At 47.5% G+C, this 15,614-nt stretch carries 13 protein-coding genes; 7 read left to right on the top strand and 6 right to left on the bottom strand.

Annotated elements, in window-relative coordinates:
* Nucleotides 1–50 precede the first annotated feature (50 nt).
* The 4 genes from WBJ53_RS09145 to WBJ53_RS09130 all read right to left on the bottom strand — a co-directional run bounded on the left by WBJ53_RS09145 (nt 51) and on the right by WBJ53_RS09130 (nt 5,403).
* Complete coding sequence (locus WBJ53_RS09145) at nt 51–3,149, bottom strand: lantibiotic dehydratase (protein ID WP_338875781.1); 3,099 nt, start codon at nt 3,147–3,149, stop codon at nt 51–53.
* A gap of 70 nt (nt 3,150–3,219) precedes the next feature.
* On the bottom strand, nt 3,220–3,363 hold the full coding sequence (locus WBJ53_RS09140) for a hypothetical protein (RefSeq protein WP_338875780.1): 144 nt from the start codon (nt 3,361–3,363) through the stop codon (nt 3,220–3,222).
* Between the two features lie 107 nt (nt 3,364–3,470).
* On the bottom strand, nt 3,471–4,220 hold the full coding sequence (locus WBJ53_RS09135) for a LytTR family DNA-binding domain-containing protein (protein WP_338875779.1): 750 nt from the start codon (nt 4,218–4,220) through the stop codon (nt 3,471–3,473).
* Nucleotides 4,201–5,403: a histidine kinase gene (locus WBJ53_RS09130; RefSeq protein ID WP_338875778.1), complete on the bottom strand. Its 1,203-nt coding sequence runs from the start codon at nt 5,401–5,403 to the stop codon at nt 4,201–4,203. Before WBJ53_RS09130 ends, WBJ53_RS09135 begins: the two co-directional genes overlap by 20 nt.
* A gap of 596 nt (nt 5,404–5,999) precedes the next feature.
* Between WBJ53_RS09130 and topA the strand changes: the two genes are divergently transcribed.
* The 5 genes from topA to WBJ53_RS09105 all read left to right on the top strand — a co-directional run bounded on the left by topA (nt 6,000) and on the right by WBJ53_RS09105 (nt 11,486).
* Nucleotides 6,000–8,669: a type I DNA topoisomerase gene (gene topA, locus WBJ53_RS09125; protein WP_338875777.1), complete on the top strand. Its 2,670-nt coding sequence runs from the start codon at nt 6,000–6,002 to the stop codon at nt 8,667–8,669.
* 62 nt (nt 8,670–8,731) lie between these two features.
* Entirely contained in the window at nt 8,732–9,196 is a 465-nt protein-coding gene (locus WBJ53_RS09120) for a GNAT family N-acetyltransferase (RefSeq protein WP_338875776.1), read from the top strand.
* A gap of 166 nt (nt 9,197–9,362) precedes the next feature.
* A complete protein-coding gene (gene ureG, locus WBJ53_RS09115) occupies nt 9,363–10,001 on the top strand; it encodes an urease accessory protein UreG (protein WP_338875775.1) in 639 nt (212 codons plus the stop codon).
* Complete coding sequence (locus WBJ53_RS09110) at nt 9,998–10,795, top strand: urease accessory protein UreD (RefSeq protein ID WP_338875774.1); 798 nt, start codon at nt 9,998–10,000, stop codon at nt 10,793–10,795. The genes ureG and WBJ53_RS09110 overlap by 4 nt, the downstream gene beginning before the upstream one ends.
* Nucleotides 10,785–11,486 carry a hypothetical protein gene (locus WBJ53_RS09105; RefSeq protein ID WP_338875773.1) on the top strand — a complete coding sequence of 234 codons (702 nt, stop codon included), beginning with the start codon at nt 10,785–10,787 and terminating at the stop codon, nt 11,484–11,486. The genes WBJ53_RS09110 and WBJ53_RS09105 overlap by 11 nt, the downstream gene beginning before the upstream one ends.
* A gap of 81 nt (nt 11,487–11,567) precedes the next feature.
* Here the strand turns inward: WBJ53_RS09105 and WBJ53_RS09100 are convergent, their stop codons facing one another.
* Nucleotides 11,568–12,581 carry a zinc-binding alcohol dehydrogenase family protein gene (locus WBJ53_RS09100; RefSeq protein ID WP_338875772.1) on the bottom strand — a complete coding sequence of 338 codons (1,014 nt, stop codon included), beginning with the start codon at nt 12,579–12,581 and terminating at the stop codon, nt 11,568–11,570.
* 195 nt (nt 12,582–12,776) lie between these two features.
* A complete protein-coding gene (pucL, locus tag WBJ53_RS09095) occupies nt 12,777–13,619 on the bottom strand; it encodes a factor-independent urate hydroxylase (protein ID WP_338875771.1) in 843 nt (280 codons plus the stop codon).
* Between the two features lie 133 nt (nt 13,620–13,752).
* On the opposite strand from pucL, the gene allB reads away from it, so the two are divergent.
* On the top strand, nt 13,753–15,093 hold the full coding sequence (allB, locus tag WBJ53_RS09090; protein WP_338875769.1) for an allantoinase AllB: 1,341 nt from the start codon (nt 13,753–13,755) through the stop codon (nt 15,091–15,093).
* 30 nt (nt 15,094–15,123) lie between these two features.
* Nucleotides 15,124–15,579 carry a hypothetical protein gene (locus tag WBJ53_RS09085; protein ID WP_338875768.1) on the top strand — a complete coding sequence of 152 codons (456 nt, stop codon included), beginning with the start codon at nt 15,124–15,126 and terminating at the stop codon, nt 15,577–15,579.
* The last annotated feature ends 35 nt before the right edge of the window (nt 15,580–15,614 follow it).

Here is a 15,614-nt window from a genome sequence, read left to right as displayed (position 1 = left end):
AACGTTCCCATCAACTCGACAAAGGCGGGTGTCTGCTCGTTTATAAGTCCTTAGCGGCATTGCCGAGCCTGTTGTGACTCATAATATCGAGCCAGAAAATGATAAATAACCATCTCGTGCGTGCGTTGCTGGGAAATAAACAGGCGATTCAAACTCATATGCAGATAACTGGCAATTAGCGAATATTCTGCTGGTTGGTGGCTAGTATTCTGGATGTTGCCCTTAATTCGATCAATAATGGCCTGGAGTTGCCGGGAGCGCGTCTGTAGATATGCGGCATTCAGGTTTGACCCTTCGGATAAGCCGCCAGAAAGTAACTGATCAATTATAGACCGGTCGTTTCGGTAGCGATCGTTCAGTTCTTTGCGGAGCGTTTTATCGGCTCGGTGTTCGGCTAAAAATTGACGTTGTAACTGCTGTAGCAAGCCAACTTTAGCCTGAATACTCAATCCAAAATCGTTTAGCAACGCATCGCAGCTTTGAAGGGCAAAAAGCCAACGATCCTGTAAACTGATTTCATCCTTCAGATAGTCCAGAATTGCCTGGCTATCGACGTCGAATAATTGCTCACTATCGACGATCGCACTAGCGCCGTAGCGTTCTATTTCCCGCTCATAGGTATCGGTTTGTACCCGATAAATAACCCCTGATTGTCGGTAAGGTGCCAGGAGTTGATAAAGCTGTTCGAGAACAGAGGTATAAAATTGAGGACGCGTACTATAAAAACGCAGACGTAGATGCGTATCAGGATCTGCATAGCGAATAAAAAAGAAAAGTTCGATCTGGTTTTGGGCTTTTAGTTGTTCAATAAATGGCCCGATTACTGTTTTTAGCAAGTCATCGGCTGGCTGTACGCCCATATAGAGTTTTACGTAGAGCCATTCGCTGCCTAGGTCAAAGGAACGAGTGTAGGAAAAGGAATCAGGTTCAGCCGCGCCCCAGGCCGTTGAAAATCTGTTTTGATTAAATAAAGGAGCTGGCGTTGTTCTGGTTTCACACGGAATAACCAGCTCGTTTACGTAGGAGCCGTCTTTGGTGGCTATCCAACATTGGTCGGGAGTAGCCACCCATTCTATAATTCGTAACGGAGATCGCCGACGGTATTCGTCCAATAACAACTGCTGTCCGATAAGCGACTCTAAATCAAGCACCAATTCATTATCTCCGTCAGCAATCGCAATCCATTTGGGAAGCTTATAGTGTATGGACAGATGCGCTATAAATTCGTTGAGCGAATTCGTTGGCAGGGTGTGCTGGCGAAGTATCCAGCGTGCGCGCGACAGGATAAGATTTTTGTATGTAACTCGGGGTAAAAATGGCTGATTATCTAAGGCCCCCCACTGCCAGCCAAGGTGCGTTGCCTGATTTTGCCGCTGCAAATCTGCCAAAAATTGATACGTACTTAAGCCTGTGTGGTAATTGTGAGCTGTCGATAATCGGGGAATAATTTCTTTCCCATATCGCTTCGAGCGTAATACTAATCGGCCATCTGCCTGTACTGAAAGCAGTAAATCATCGAGTGGTATTTGATGGTCTTTGTCTACCGAAGCCTGGCTGATATAGGGAATCTCATAGTCACGAAGAACAGGGCGCACCAGAATGTTTCCCAGCCTATCATCTGGCCAGTGAATTATTTCGGCAAAAATTGCATCGAGTTGTTCTTCTTCTTCGCGCTTGAGCAAGCGTTTTACCTGGTTGGTTAGCTCTGGCGAGTGAGCGCAGAACCGCCCCAGAAGGTTAGCGGCCGAAGGGCCCTCAGCAGATAGTATATTGAATTGAAAATCGCCACGGTCCAGATTTGCAGCCGATGCACTGAGGAGATTGCCTAAAACATAAAAACTACTGGCAAACGGAACGCCTGAACCCTCTAATGGAATCAGATCATCGGCTGTTAGTACTATGACGGGTTCATTCGCTCTTAAAGCCTGGCTGAACTTGCTCAGCACCAATTGTTCATAAGGCCCTAAAAGAAACTGGGTCGGCGAATTGGCAGGAGGAATCGTTAATGAATCTAAGAGAGGAGTATAGTTAGCCTGATCGCCCGATGAGTTGCCGTAACCAATACCAAAATCACTATCCAGCGCCAGTTGTAGGGGAATTTCCTGCTGATCGTATCGTTCCCGAAAGCGTCGGCTAAAGTCGGTGAGCTGTGTAGTGACAGATGATTGGTTTACGTCTTTTAGCTCTGCCAGTTGGCTAAGAATCGTCTGAATAACGTTCTGACTAATCTGATTGTCAGGTGTATTCAATGATGTGTCAGTTTGAATAAGCCGCTGAGGTACAGTTGATCCTGTATAGCCAGCTATTAGATTCTCTACAGATTGGTAAACGTCTCTTGAGTCAGCCGTTGTCGAACTGAGGAGGTGTTCAATCTGGCTCAATCTATTTACAAGAGAATGACTTCCCCGTAGTTGAGCAAGACGTTCGCGTAACCGGCAGATCATGGAAGGACCTGTAAGCATTGGCTCTAGTTCACTTACCAGCAATTGACTATCGACGAGTTCATCAACAAAGGCACGGGCTGTTTGATAGGGAGCGCCTGCCTGCTTGAGCAGGCAGGCCAGGTGTTCCAGGGATGCTCCGGTTTCCGTTCGTTGTAGTAAATCGGTTAAATAGTCCGTTTGGCTAACCGAGCTAATAAAGTAGTGGCGGCTTAAGCCTGTATCGTCCCGTTCGGTGTAGCGGAGTTCGTCGCCAACGGTATAGCGACTGTTGTTCGGGAAAAAAAGGAGTTGTTTTTTTATCGTAATATCGCTGTTAATGTGCCGAATCAAGCCCGCCATGCAATCCATATCGAGCCGTTGGTGTCGAACAACGACTTGTTCTGAATTGATGCTGACCCGGGTTGATTCGGCTAATTGACCTACCGAGAAGCCTGACATCAGACCGAAAGGGGTAGCTCGGCTGCTCATCCGCAGCGCATATTTTACCAACGAATGGAACAGCGCATTGGAGAGTGGCCAGCCTTTTAAAGAAATATGGTTACTAACTTGCTGATATAGCTCGGGGGAGGCAACAAACACGGCTTCGGCCAGAATTGTAGTTTCCCATAGATGTTGTAAAGAGGTGGCGATAGCCTCCACTTTTACGGATTGAAAAGGAAGAGCAGGAAGGCGGAGTAGATAAAAACTAGATGCTATACTAATCATACTCGCGTATTGAAAGAATAAAAAATCACACCAGATTTAAATCCGGTGTGATTTGCAAACCATTGTCCTACTAAAAGCTTGTGGCGATTGTTCCTGTTCCGGTTATAGTCGTAGATCGTTTAGGGTTGGTTGTCTGATGAGCAGATTTGGTAAGGTGATGCACTCGTTTTTTATTGAGTGTTGGTGTGAGCGAATTGTGCGTAGCTGTTTTCATTATAGAAAAAATTAAGTTTAGAAATAAGGAACATTCAAACGTAGACTATTCTGGTAGGCCGAACAATTTGTTTAGACTAAGTAGGTGATATTCTCGACTAAATGAATTTACTCTGGTGTTGTGCGTCCAATAAATGTATCACGCAGCGATTCCAGAACCGAATTTCGGTAACTGCTACCCATCACTAGTTCGTGTTTCGAAAGTGTTTCAATCGTATTTCCATGAATGGCTCGTATGGCTTTCTTGCGTACCAGATAAGAGCGATTGATGCGAAGAAATTGGCCCTTTGGAAGCAGTTCTTCCATTTTGGTCATCGTTAGGTAGGTAACCACTACCCGGTCAACCAGGTGTACCTTAACATAATCTTTAAGCCCTTCCATAAAGATCACGTCGTCGGTATTGATTTGTAGAAGTTTGGTACCTTCCTTGATCCAGAAGTATTGCCCATCTGCGGCTTTTGTTTCCGTTGGTATGGCTGTTGTTGTACCGTTGATTCGGCCTATGGAGCGGTTTACCGCTCTCAGGAAGTGCTCAAACGAAATGGGTTTAATTAAATAGTCGGTTACGTTATAGGTAAATCCTTCAACCGCATATTCAGAGTGGGCGGTTGTCATAATGATCTGAGGCCGATTGGCGGTTAAAGTCTGTAGCAACTCAAATCCTGTCATTTCGGGCATCGTGATATCCAGAAAAATAATGTCTGGATGAAACTGATGAATGGCGTCTATAGCTGCCACCGCATGGTTCGATTTTCCGATTAGTTTTAAAAATGATAATCGGGCCACAAACTTTTCAATTAAATTCTGGGCAAGAGGTTCATCATCAACAATCAGACAGCTATATGTGCGTTGCTCCATTGAGTGTGGTGATTACATTTTGTTGGGTTAGGAATGTCTCTGTCGACGCGGGTTTCGTCCGCTCAAGGTTAAGTGTCAGATTGACCGTAAAGGTTTCGGGGTCATTTTTTATTAGTAATTGATGTCGTTTTGGGAATAATAAGTTAAGCCGACGTCGTGTATTTTCGAGACCTATACCTTTAGTGCGTTTATTGTTTCGTTGTTGTACATCAAGAGGAGGCTTTGAGTTTTCTACTTGAAAATTCAATATACCATCTTCCTGAATTTGCAGCCGTACATTAGCCCAGGCCTGCCGATAAGTTGCATTGATCCCATGTTTGAAGGCATTTTCGACAAAGGTTACCAGCAGAAGCGGAGGAATTTGATACCCCTCTACAGAGCCTTCATTTTGAAACGAGAGCGTAGTGCGTTCATGTTGACGAACGGCCTCCAGCCCAATGTATTCGCGGAGAAATTCGACTTCCTTATCCAATGACACGGTTGGGTTAGCCGTTTCGTGAAGCGCATACCGTAGCAAGGCCGACAGACGTAGAAGCATCGTTGCAGCTTCATCGTCGGTACCGGCCACTACCGAATAAACGCTATTGATCGAATTTAAAACAAAATGAGGCTGAATCTGAGCTTGTAGAAATTGCAGTTCCAGCCGTATGTTATCCCGCTCCAGTTCGGCAGTTTTGGTTCGCGCCATCAAAATGTCTTTCACTACTTTCAGCGCTACCGGGATCGTCAATGACGATAGAGTAAACGACCAGTTAATTAATAAGGTATTGCTTTGTGTCAGCGCATGCAGTATTCCATTGCCTCCGAGGTTATCTGCAATTTTTGTAAATACATTATAGTGTGTGGCAACCCACACAAATGAGTAATAATTATACGCCGTCTGAACAATGTATAAGGCCACTACTAGCATTAAAAGCCGTAGCCATTGTTTTTGATACAGTAGAGGTAAACAATAGTGGGCAACAAAATAGTAGCTTGCCAGTACGATGGTTGTACCACTAAGGGCCAGGATAAAAATTAAAGAAGATTCATTGACCAGCCATTTATAGGTGTACAGCATAAACAGGAACATAAACCCCCAGAATATGCTATGCATAGCTAAGCGCCCTCGTCCACTCGCGTATAAGCCCTGATGAAGAATGGGAGAATTTAGCCAATTGTTAGGCTCTAGTCCGTTCGACATACATATATGCGTCTAATTAAAAATGAATCTTTGCTATTAAGGGATTAAAATCAAATGTATTAAATATATCTAAATTATTTACAAATGCCGGATACCGTATCCTTTCCTTTAGCAAACAGGTGTATCAGCATCGGTTACACTACATTAAGGATCGTTACCTTGCTGGACGATAGGCAATGGGTAACTCAGTAGACTTAACAGGAAGAAACGCTAAGCTCAGTATGATTACATTCAGACTAATTGAGAAATTTATTGCCAGTTGCTGGCATACATGGAGAGATGTGTAGCTAATGATTAATAGTGAATATAAACACTACCAGTGAATCAGCCTGCAGCGCATGTTTATTTCGGGTTAGCTTCTGTAAGACAGCCGGTTTTGTAGCTATTTTATCTTACACTCGTCAGCTACGTTACAGAATCTCTCGATAAAAATCCGAACGTTGATTTATTATATATTGTTACATACCTATATAATTTCCTCCTCTCATTTGGTTCCATAAAACTTGGCAGGTTGCACAAGTAAGGCTTTTGCGTCTATATTTGGCCCGGTCGATGCGAAAATAGCAGAGGAGGTATCATCAACCTGAACACCAACTATGTCGAAAAACTTAGTCATTGTGGAGTCGCCGGCGAAGGCGAAAACCATTGAAGGCTATCTGGGTAAGGACTTTACGGTGAAGTCCAGTTTTGGCCACGTTCGCGATTTGCCCAAAGATGGGCTGGCCGTAGACGTAGCCAATGGCTTCCAACCGTCTTATGAAATTTCGCCCGATAAAAAAAAGCTGGTCAGTGAACTCAAAACATTAGCCAAGTCGGCCGATGAAGTATGGCTTGCTACTGACGATGATCGCGAAGGAGAAGCCATTTCCTGGCACTTGAAAGAAGCATTGGGCCTGCGTGACAATACGAAACGAATTGTTTTTCGCGAAATCACTAAGAATGCCATCCAGAATGCCATTAAAACCCCCCGCACCATTGATGTCGATCTGGTTAATGCGCAGCAGGCTCGGCGCGTGCTCGACCGGCTGGTCGGTTACGAACTCTCGCCCGTTCTATGGCGTAAGATCAAAGGCGGCAGCACCGGATTGTCGGCAGGTCGTGTGCAATCGGTTGCGCTGCGGCTTGTTGTCGAACGGGAACGCGAGATCGATAGGCACCAGTCAAAATCGTCTTTTAAGGTTACTGCCCAGTTTATTGTCGATGGCACTAAAGTTCTGAATGCCGAATTGCCGAAGAACTTTGCCACCGCAGGCGATGCGCGTGCGTTTCTCGAAGCCTGTGTAGGGGCTACCTTTACGATCAAAAATCTGGAAGTAAAACCTGCCAAAAAATCACCAGCTCCGCCTTTTACCACGTCTACTCTCCAACAGGAAGCTTCGCGTAAGCTTAGCTTTTCGGTCGATCGCACCATGCGGTTAGCACAGAATCTGTACGAAGCCGGTAAGATTTCCTACATGCGTACCGATTCAACAAACCTGTCGCAGGAAGCAATCGATAAAGCCAAGGCCGAAATCGAAACTGAATTTGGACCGCAATATGTACAGACCCGGCAGTTTAAGACTAAAAACGAGTCGGCACAGGAAGCACACGAAGCCATTCGGCCTACCAACTTCAACGACCGCAATGCCGGAGCCGATCGGGATCAGAAACGATTGTATGAACTGATCTGGAAACGGTCGATTGCTTCGCAAATGGCCGATGCTCAACTGGAGCGGACAACGGTTACGATCGGTATCCGGTTTGCCAATGGTGCAACAGCAACAATACAGACTCATGTGGACGACAGTCCGTTTATCGATACTCTGGCTCAGCCACGCAATTTCCCCAATGAGCTGGTGGCACAGGGCGAAGTGATCAAATTCGATGGTTTTCTGCGCGTTTATCTGGAGTCGAAAGACGACGAAGATGGCGACGAAGATGCCAAAGGAATGCTCCCTCCCCTAACCATTGGCCAACCGCTGGCGCTTGGGCAGATGAAGGCAACCGAGAAGTTTTCGCGTCCGCAACCGCGTTATGCCGAAGCGTCGCTGGTAAAAAAACTGGAAGAAATGGGTATTGGCCGCCCATCGACCTATGCCCCAACAATTTCCACAATTATTAACCGGGGCTATGTAATTAAGCAGGACAAACCAGGCCAGGAGCGTAAGTATCAGGAGTTTACCTTACAGAACAACCAGATCAGAGAAACCAGTGGCAAAGAGACCTTTGGCTCCGAAAAAGCCAAGTTGTTTCCGACCAACACGGGTATTGTTGTCAACGATTTTCTGGTTGAATATTTTCCTGATATTGTCGACTACCAGTTCACAGCTACAGTCGAAAAAGAGTTCGACGAAATTGCAGATGGGCGGATGAACTGGAAGAAAATGCTGGAAGAGTTTTACGGCGACTTCCATAAGAGTATCGAAGATATTCAGGGAGCATCGGGGGTGTCGTTCAAAACCGGCGAACGTGTTTTAGGCGCTGATCCGGCAACGGGGAAGCCCGTGTCGGCACGGCTGGGACGCTATGGAGCCTATGTTCAAATTGGCGAAGCCAGCGATGAAGAAAAGCCCCGCTTTGCCAACCTGCGCGATGGGCAACTCATTGAAACCATTACTTTGCAGGAAGCCTTAGACCTGTTTGCGTTGCCCCGCGAAATCGGCTTCTTCGAAGATAAACCGATGGTTATTGGCATCGGAAAGTTTGGGCCCTATGTGAAGCACGACGACAAATATGTTTCACTCACTCGCGAAGACGACCCCTATTCGATCGATGCACCCCGCGCCATTGAACTGATTCAGGCCAAACGGGCCGAGTCGGTTAGCGAAACACTTGGCGATTTTGAAGGCAAGCCCGTTACAACCGGGAAAGGTCGTTTTGGACCCTATGTAAAGTTTGAAGATAAATACATTTCATTGCCCCGGAATGAGTCGCTGGCGGGTATAACGCTGGAGAGAGCGATCGAACTGATCCAGGCCAAACGGCAAATTGAAGCGAATAAGTATATTAAAGAATTTCCGGAAAATCCGGCGGTGAAAGTTGTGAATGGTCAGTATGGGCCGTATCTGGCAGTGGGTAAACGGAATATCCGAATTCCCAAAGATGTTGACCCGGCCAGCCTGACGCTCGACGATTGCCTGCAATTGGCGGGCGACGATCCGGCATCCACCAAAGCACCGGCCAAAAAAGCCAGTGCCACAAAAGCGAAAGCCAGCGATACTGCGGCAAAAAAAACAACAACGAAAAAGACGACGGCAACCGCAAAAAAGACAGCGTCGAAAAAGTAAATCAGTAAATCCCGTAGCCTACCCGCTGCGGGATTTTTTTGTTGCAACAAAGCAGATGTTATATGAATCAACAGCTTACCTTTCGATTAGCAACAGCGAATGATTTAGTAGAAATTGTACAAATGCTGGCCGATGATCCACTGGGGTCTATGCGCGAAAAGCTGGAGCTACCCCTTCCCGAAGCATACATAAAAGCCTTTGAACGAATCATAAAGGATTCGAATCAGGAGCTGACCCTGGCCGAATTGAACGGCAAACCCGTAGGTACATTCCAGTTGACGTTTATCCAATACCTAACCCATCAGGGCGGCCTCCGCGCTCAGATTGAAGCCGTAAGAGTTCATTCAACTCATCGTGGCAAAGGTATTGGAACGGCAATGTTTACCTACGCTATTGAAAGAGCCCGCGAGCAAGGGTGTTATATGCTTCAGTTGACAACGGATAAACAACGCCCTAAAGCTGTTCATTTCTACGAATCACTGGGCTTCGTGGCTACCCACGAAGGCATGAAATTAAACTTACGATAATTGGGCGCGCAACGCGAGACCTGGCCTGCTGGTATCATTACTACAAGTTGGAGCGACAATAGCGAATGTGTTGTTACTATGGAGCAGAACGGAACTCTCTCGGCTATTTCTTAAATTAGAGGGTGAACCCCGATACTGGTGGGTGGCTATTTTGTGACATCAATCCATGACATCAAGAAACTACATAAAAATTGGCGTGGCCGGGCCGGTAGGGTCAGGAAAAACGGCACTGATTGAGCGGCTATCGCGGCAAATGACCAGGCACTATAGCATTGGCGTTATCACCAACGACATTTATACCAAAGAAGATGCCGAGTTTCTGACGCAGAATAGCCTGCTGCCCCCCGAACGGATTATTGGTGTCGAAACCGGAGGGTGCCCGCATACGGCCATTCGCGAAGATGCCAGCATGAATCTGGAAGCAGTTGACGAAATGGCCCAGCGATTTCCCGATATCGAAATTATCTTCATCGAAAGTGGTGGCGATAACCTCTCGGCTACGTTTAGCCCCGATCTGGCCGACGTGACCATTTTTGTGATCGACGTGGCCGAAGGCGACAAAATCCCCCGTAAAGGCGGGCCCGGCATCACACGCTCCGACCTGTTGATTATCAATAAAATAGACCTGGCACCTTACGTTAACGCCAATCTGGACGTGATGGAGCGCGACGCCCGACGAATGCGCAACGGCCAGCCGTTTATATTCACCAACCTGATGAGCCTCGAAGGACTCGACAGTGTGATTGACTGGATACGGCGATATGCCTTACTCGAAACTATTGAAGAGCCTAAATTGTGGCGATGAAGGCCAAGCTACACATTCAGACCGCCCATCGGGAAGACAGAACCGTTCTTAAAAAAGCGTTTTTTACGCCACCGTTTAAAGTTGCCAATGTCACTGAAGACAAACGGTCGAATCTGCTGAAACTAATGCTGATGAGCTCGTCGCCGGGTATTTTAGAGGGCGACGTTTATCAGATACAGGTTGATGTAGCCGAGAATTGTGCGCTGGAGCTACAGACTCAATCTTATCAACGGCTGTTTAGCATGAAGCTCGGAGCTTCGCAGCAAACGCAGATTAGACTGGCGGCCAACTCTGCATTTTGTTACCTGCCTCATCCTACAGTACCCCATGAAGCTTCCCGATTTTCGGCCATTAACCGCATCGACATGACCGATTCGAGTAGTTTAATCTGGGGCGAAGTACTTACCTGTGGTCGTAAGCTCAACGGCGAAGTCTTCCACTTTTCGCGTTACCATAATCTGACGCAGGTATGGCTCAATCAGCGGTTAGTTGTCAAAGAAAATCTTTTGGTCGAACCTGATCGGATGAACGTACAGGCTATTGGCCAGATGGAAGGGTTCACGCATCAGGCCAACCTGCTCTACCTCCATCAACAAGCGCCGGTAAGCACGCTCAGCAACACCCTACACGACTATCTTAATCAGCAATCTGATGTTCTGTTCGGCGTTACGGCGGCACCAGTCAACGGACTGGTTATTAGACTCCTTGGCCATCGGGCCGAGCAATTACACACTTGTCTAAAAACCATTGCTAACCTTTTGCCGCAACCGAAAGCCGTAACCAATGCAGCCTGAAAATCAGCTACTGGTGCTTACTGCCCTCACCATCGCATTTCTGCACACACTTACGGGGCCAGATCATTATGTGCCATTTATTGCACTGGCCAGAGCCCGCGGCTGGTCGCTGACACGAACCATAGGCTGGACGCTCGTATGCGGTTGTGGCCACGTCTGGAGTTCGGTACTGCTCGGGTTAGGCGGAGCTGCGGTGGGCTGGTCGGTCGCCAGAATCAGTTGGTTTGAATCCATACGCGGTGGCATGGCAGGCTGGGCCCTATTGGCCTTTGGGTTTGTCTATTGCTTGTGGGGTGTGTATCGCGCTTATCAGAACCGCCCCCACAAACACGTCGATATCTACGACGATGGAGCGATGTATGTGTACCAGCATAAACATGGTCGGGCAGTTTACCCTCAGGAGCGATTCAGAGTAACGCCCTGGGTTATGTTTGTCATCTTTGTGCTGGGCCCCTGTGAGCCGATGATCCCTCTTCTTTATTTTCCCGCAGTCCAACACTCGTGGATGGGTATGCTGCTACTAATCGGCGTGTATACGCTCTGTACCCTGATCACGATGCTCGCGCTGGTCCTGCTCGGCTACTACGGATTTTCCTTCCTGAAAACTGACAAACTCGAACGCTATATGCACGCACTGGCAGGCATCACCCTGTTCCTCTGCGGTGCCGGTATGGTGTTTCTGGAATGGTGATATTTAGTGAAGAATGAAGAATAATTTCAAAGGATGCGGAGCTATTCTTCACTCTTCATTCTTCACTAACTAAGCTCTTCACTAAAAAGACGCTATCGCTTTAATAACGCCGTTGGCGGGATCGAGCCAGCTCTCAAATTCAGATTGAATCTGGTCGAAACCAACGCGATGAGTAATGTAGGTGGTGGGATCGACCAGGCCTTTTTTCATACTGGCAATCACGTGCTCAAAATCGACGCGGGTAGCGTTGCGGCTGCTCATGAGCGTGGCTTCGCGTTTGTGAAATTCGGGATGCGAAAAACTGATGTCGCCTTTCTGTAAGCCTACCAGCACATACCGGCCACTATGCGCCATATAAGCAAATGCGGTATTAATGGCTCGAAGGCTCCCCGTCGCGTCGATCACAACGGTAGGCATATCACCATTGGTAATGACTGAGAGTTGCTCAGCAACGTCAGGTGATAATGCATTGACAGTATGACTAACGCCTAAGCGGTTCTTGCAGAACGCCAGCCGGGATTCATTAATGTCGAGCGCGATGACGTTGGCACCAGCAATACGGGCAAACTCCATTGTTCCCAGGCCAATCGGTCCGGCTCCAACGACCAGCACATTTTCGCCCGGTTGCACATCGGCCCGACGAACGCCGTGGGCACCAATGGCCAATGGTTCTACCAGCGCCAGTTCGTCGTGACTCAGGCCATCGCCATGTACCAGCGAATAGGATGGCACAGAAAGGTATTCGACCATTCCCCCATCGATATGCACACCCGAAACCTGAATACGAACGCAACAATTAGGCTTACCCGACCGACAGGCAATGCAGTAGCCACAATTGAAATACGGAATAAACGTAATCGCTTCGCCAGGCATAAAATCGGGGGCACCATCAGCTTCGACCAGATCACCGGCCAGTTCATGCCCTAGAATACGAGGATAACTAAAATACGGCTGTGTACCTTCGAACGCGTGCAGATCGGTTCCACAAATACCAATACGCCGGATTCGGACAATGGCATTTCCGGCCGTCAGTACGGGTTTTTCGATCTGTTTATAGGCAAACTGTCGCGGTTCGATACACACTAATGACTCCATGAAATTGATTGAATAAGCTTACAGGAAAATTCAGAAACAAAGGAAACACATTTATCCATTCGAACAGTGCGCCAGATTATCCAATCGGTATGAGATTTTAGCCGTGTTTAGCGAAGAGGTTTATTTAGTGAAGAGTGTAGAGTGAAAAATAGCTCTGCATCCATTAAAACTATTTTTCACTCTACACTAAATAAATCACCGGCTCACCGTTCCCGTAATGTAGCCATAGGGCTCGTCGGTGGCGATGAAGATTTCGTTTTTATTTTCCATCCCAAACGGCTCCAGATTAAACAGAATATGGTGTTTATTGGGTAGCGTTAAACTAATCTCACTTACATCCGGCACAGCATTCAATACGGCTTCACCCATCGCCATCAAGGTTTGCTGAACCGACAGACTTTTATGATGCGCAAAGGTTTTCAGCAAGGCTTCGCGGATGGTTGCAAAGGTGGCCGTAAAATCCAGATCGGTTGACGTGTAGTCCCAGGTAGCTTCGCACTGCGTGGCAAAAATACGGTCGGCGGTTTCTTTCAGCGTCGTATACTGATCTTTAATGTAACCCTCAAAACCCGAGTCCGTCGTTTTCAGGATGAGCAGACCGTTCAGGCCCGAACAGATGGAAACACCTTCCCGCGTTTGCACTACCCTTGTCGTGTGTTTCTCTGAACTGCCACCTATGTAGGCATGATGGTGCAATTCGCCATCGAAGGTCATACGCGTCCATGGCAATTCAACAATATCGACTTTAGCCTGCGACACCTGCGGATTTGTCGAAACGAAATAATTAGCTAAATAGAGCGCAAAGTGTTCGATGGAGTCAGTAAAATGATCTTTTGCCAGCGCATACACCGTATTTTTCTGCGTATCGGTCGGCAAAATCCTGCTGTTGTCGCCCAGGGTGTGTGCGGTTTCAAAATCACCTTCTAATGAAATACTGACAGAAATCTGTCTGAATTCATGATAGTCAGCATGCCGAATAATTTTCGAAAGATTTACGGCATTCTTGCCGTAGGCATTTTTTTTAAGAACATGCTTCATGGTTGTTTCGGCTGTTTTAGGTAGTATTGACCCCTAGTATACATATTAATTTCCTATTTTTAATCAACGACAGCAAGTTCGTAAGTCTACTGAATAAGTACCCTGGTTTACGCTACGCAATACGACGAGCTCCATGATTGACTTCGCCATCAAAGGAAAAAACGTGATCACACCCAATGGTCTCGGGCCAGCGGTAGTTCTGATAAAGAATGGGCAGATTGCCGACGTTCGCTCCGAACTGCCCACAGGCTTTTCGGACAATGTGATCGACATACAGGACAATGTGCTGATGGCCGGAGTAATCGATCCGCACGTTCATATCAACGAACCGGGCCGTACCGATTGGGAGGGTTTCGATACGGCCACCCGAGCTGCCCTTGCCGGTGGGCTAACAACGCTGGTCGATATGCCGCTCAACTCGTCGCCCGTAACCACCACTGTAGCCGCTTTTGAACAAAAATTAGCAGCCACCCGTGGTCAGCTTCACACCAACTGCGGTTTCTGGGGTGGTGTAGTTCCGGGCAACGCCAACGATATTGAGCCACTGATCGACAAAGGCGTGCTGGGCTTTAAAGCGTTTCTGACGCACTCCGGCATCGACGATTTCCCGAACGTTACGGAAGCCGATCTGCGGCAAGCCATGCCCATCATTGCCCGCTACAACCTGCCTCTGCTGGTTCATTGCGAATTATCGACCAACGAATTGTTGGCAACGGGCGATGTGCGTTCGTATCAGAACTACCTGTTGTCGCGCCCGAAAGCGTGGGAAGACAATGCCATTGCCCTGATGATCCGGTTGTGCGAAGAATACAATTGCCGAACCCATATTGTCCATCTATCGTCGGCCAATTCCATCCAGCCCATTGCCAAAGCGAAACAGCATGGTTTGCCGCTAACGGTTGAAACAGCCCAGCATTACCTATTTTTCGATGCAGAAAGCATTCCCGATGGGCAAACACAGTTTAAGTGTGCTCCGCCCATCCGCGAACGAGCCAACAACGACCGCCTGTGGCAAGCGCTTGGCGCAGGTATTATCGATTTTGTCGCTACCGACCACTCCCCTGCTCCACCCGATTTGAAACATATGCAAAATGGCGATTTCCTGAAAGCCTGGGGCGGTATTGCGTCGCTCCAACTGGCCTTGCCCGTTTTGTGGACAGCCGCCCGACAGCGTGGTTTTTCTGTAACCGATATAGCAAACTGGCTTTCCGAAAAACCGGCACAACTAGCTGGTCTGGCAGCTACGAAAGGGAAAATTGCAGCGGGTTATGATGCCGATCTGGTTGTCTGGAATCCTAACCAGTCCTTCATAGTTACGGAAGATGCTATTTTTCACCGACACAAAATGACGCCGTATCTGCATCAGCCGCTTTATGGCGTGGTCGAGCAAACGTATCTGGCAGGCACATGCGTATTTGGTGCCGGAAGTTTCCTCAAGGAACAAATGGGATCTATTGTTCTGAATCAGCTTTAACCGTTTTATTTTTTCACCGTAACGTTTATTATGAAATCGACTGCCGTACTCCTGCTGGCTGTTTCATGGCTCGCGTCATGCAACAATAGCCAAACCCAGAAAAATGAAAAAGCTACTGCCGACTCAGCCAGCGCCCAACCCACCTCAACTGTAGTGGGAAATGACAAAGACGAACATGGCTGCATTGGGTCAGCGGGCTATATATGGTCGCCGGTCAGGAACGACTGTATTCGGGTATTCGAACAAATAAAATTACAATCAATTGCCGAAAACAGCGCCGATAGCGCAGCAGCGTTTCTGCTTTTCAGCACAGATCGGAAGCAGGCCGAATTGTTTTTGCCGGGTCGGCCCGAAGGACTTGTGTTAACCGAAACAGGAGAGAAAGGCAATCAGCACTGGACGAAAGACAGTCTGGAAATTATTCTCTGGAAAGGATACGTAGTCAGAATGAATGATAAGCCAATTTATCACGGCGATGACAAATGATCGCTAATGCCAACAAACCAGGCTGTTCTTATATA

Origin of the sequence: Spirosoma sp. SC4-14, assembly GCF_037201965.1 — a bacterium.
Classification (GTDB): Bacteria; Bacteroidota; Bacteroidia; order Cytophagales; family Spirosomataceae; genus Spirosoma.
Note: the sequence above shows the minus strand (reverse complement) of the source record. Positions and strands in the feature narration are given on the sequence as shown.

Bases quoted from the DNA above. Each gene is read 5' to 3' on its own strand.
- allB (WP_338875769.1), top strand. From the start codon at position 13,753: ATGATTGACTTCGCCATCAAAGGAAAAAACGTGATCACACCCAATGGT.
- WBJ53_RS09110 (WP_338875774.1), top strand. From the start codon at position 9,998: ATGAAGGCCAAGCTACACATTCAGACCGCCCATCGGGAAGACAGAACC.
- WBJ53_RS09130 (WP_338875778.1), bottom strand. From the start codon at position 5,403: ATGTCGAACGGACTAGAGCCTAACAATTGGCTAAATTCTCCCATTCTT.
- pucL (WP_338875771.1), bottom strand. From the start codon at position 13,619: ATGAAGCATGTTCTTAAAAAAAATGCCTACGGCAAGAATGCCGTAAAT.
- topA (WP_338875777.1), top strand. From the start codon at position 6,000: ATGTCGAAAAACTTAGTCATTGTGGAGTCGCCGGCGAAGGCGAAAACC.
- ureG (WP_338875775.1), top strand. From the start codon at position 9,363: ATGACATCAAGAAACTACATAAAAATTGGCGTGGCCGGGCCGGTAGGG.
- WBJ53_RS09100 (WP_338875772.1), bottom strand. From the start codon at position 12,581: ATGGAGTCATTAGTGTGTATCGAACCGCGACAGTTTGCCTATAAACAG.
- WBJ53_RS09105 (WP_338875773.1), top strand. From the start codon at position 10,785: ATGCAGCCTGAAAATCAGCTACTGGTGCTTACTGCCCTCACCATCGCA.
- WBJ53_RS09145 (WP_338875781.1), bottom strand. From the start codon at position 3,149: ATGATTAGTATAGCATCTAGTTTTTATCTACTCCGCCTTCCTGCTCTT.
- WBJ53_RS09135 (WP_338875779.1), bottom strand. From the start codon at position 4,220: ATGGAGCAACGCACATATAGCTGTCTGATTGTTGATGATGAACCTCTT.
- WBJ53_RS09085 (WP_338875768.1), top strand. From the start codon at position 15,124: ATGAAATCGACTGCCGTACTCCTGCTGGCTGTTTCATGGCTCGCGTCA.
- WBJ53_RS09120 (WP_338875776.1), top strand. From the start codon at position 8,732: ATGAATCAACAGCTTACCTTTCGATTAGCAACAGCGAATGATTTAGTA.
- WBJ53_RS09140 (WP_338875780.1), bottom strand. From the start codon at position 3,363: ATGAAAACAGCTACGCACAATTCGCTCACACCAACACTCAATAAAAAA.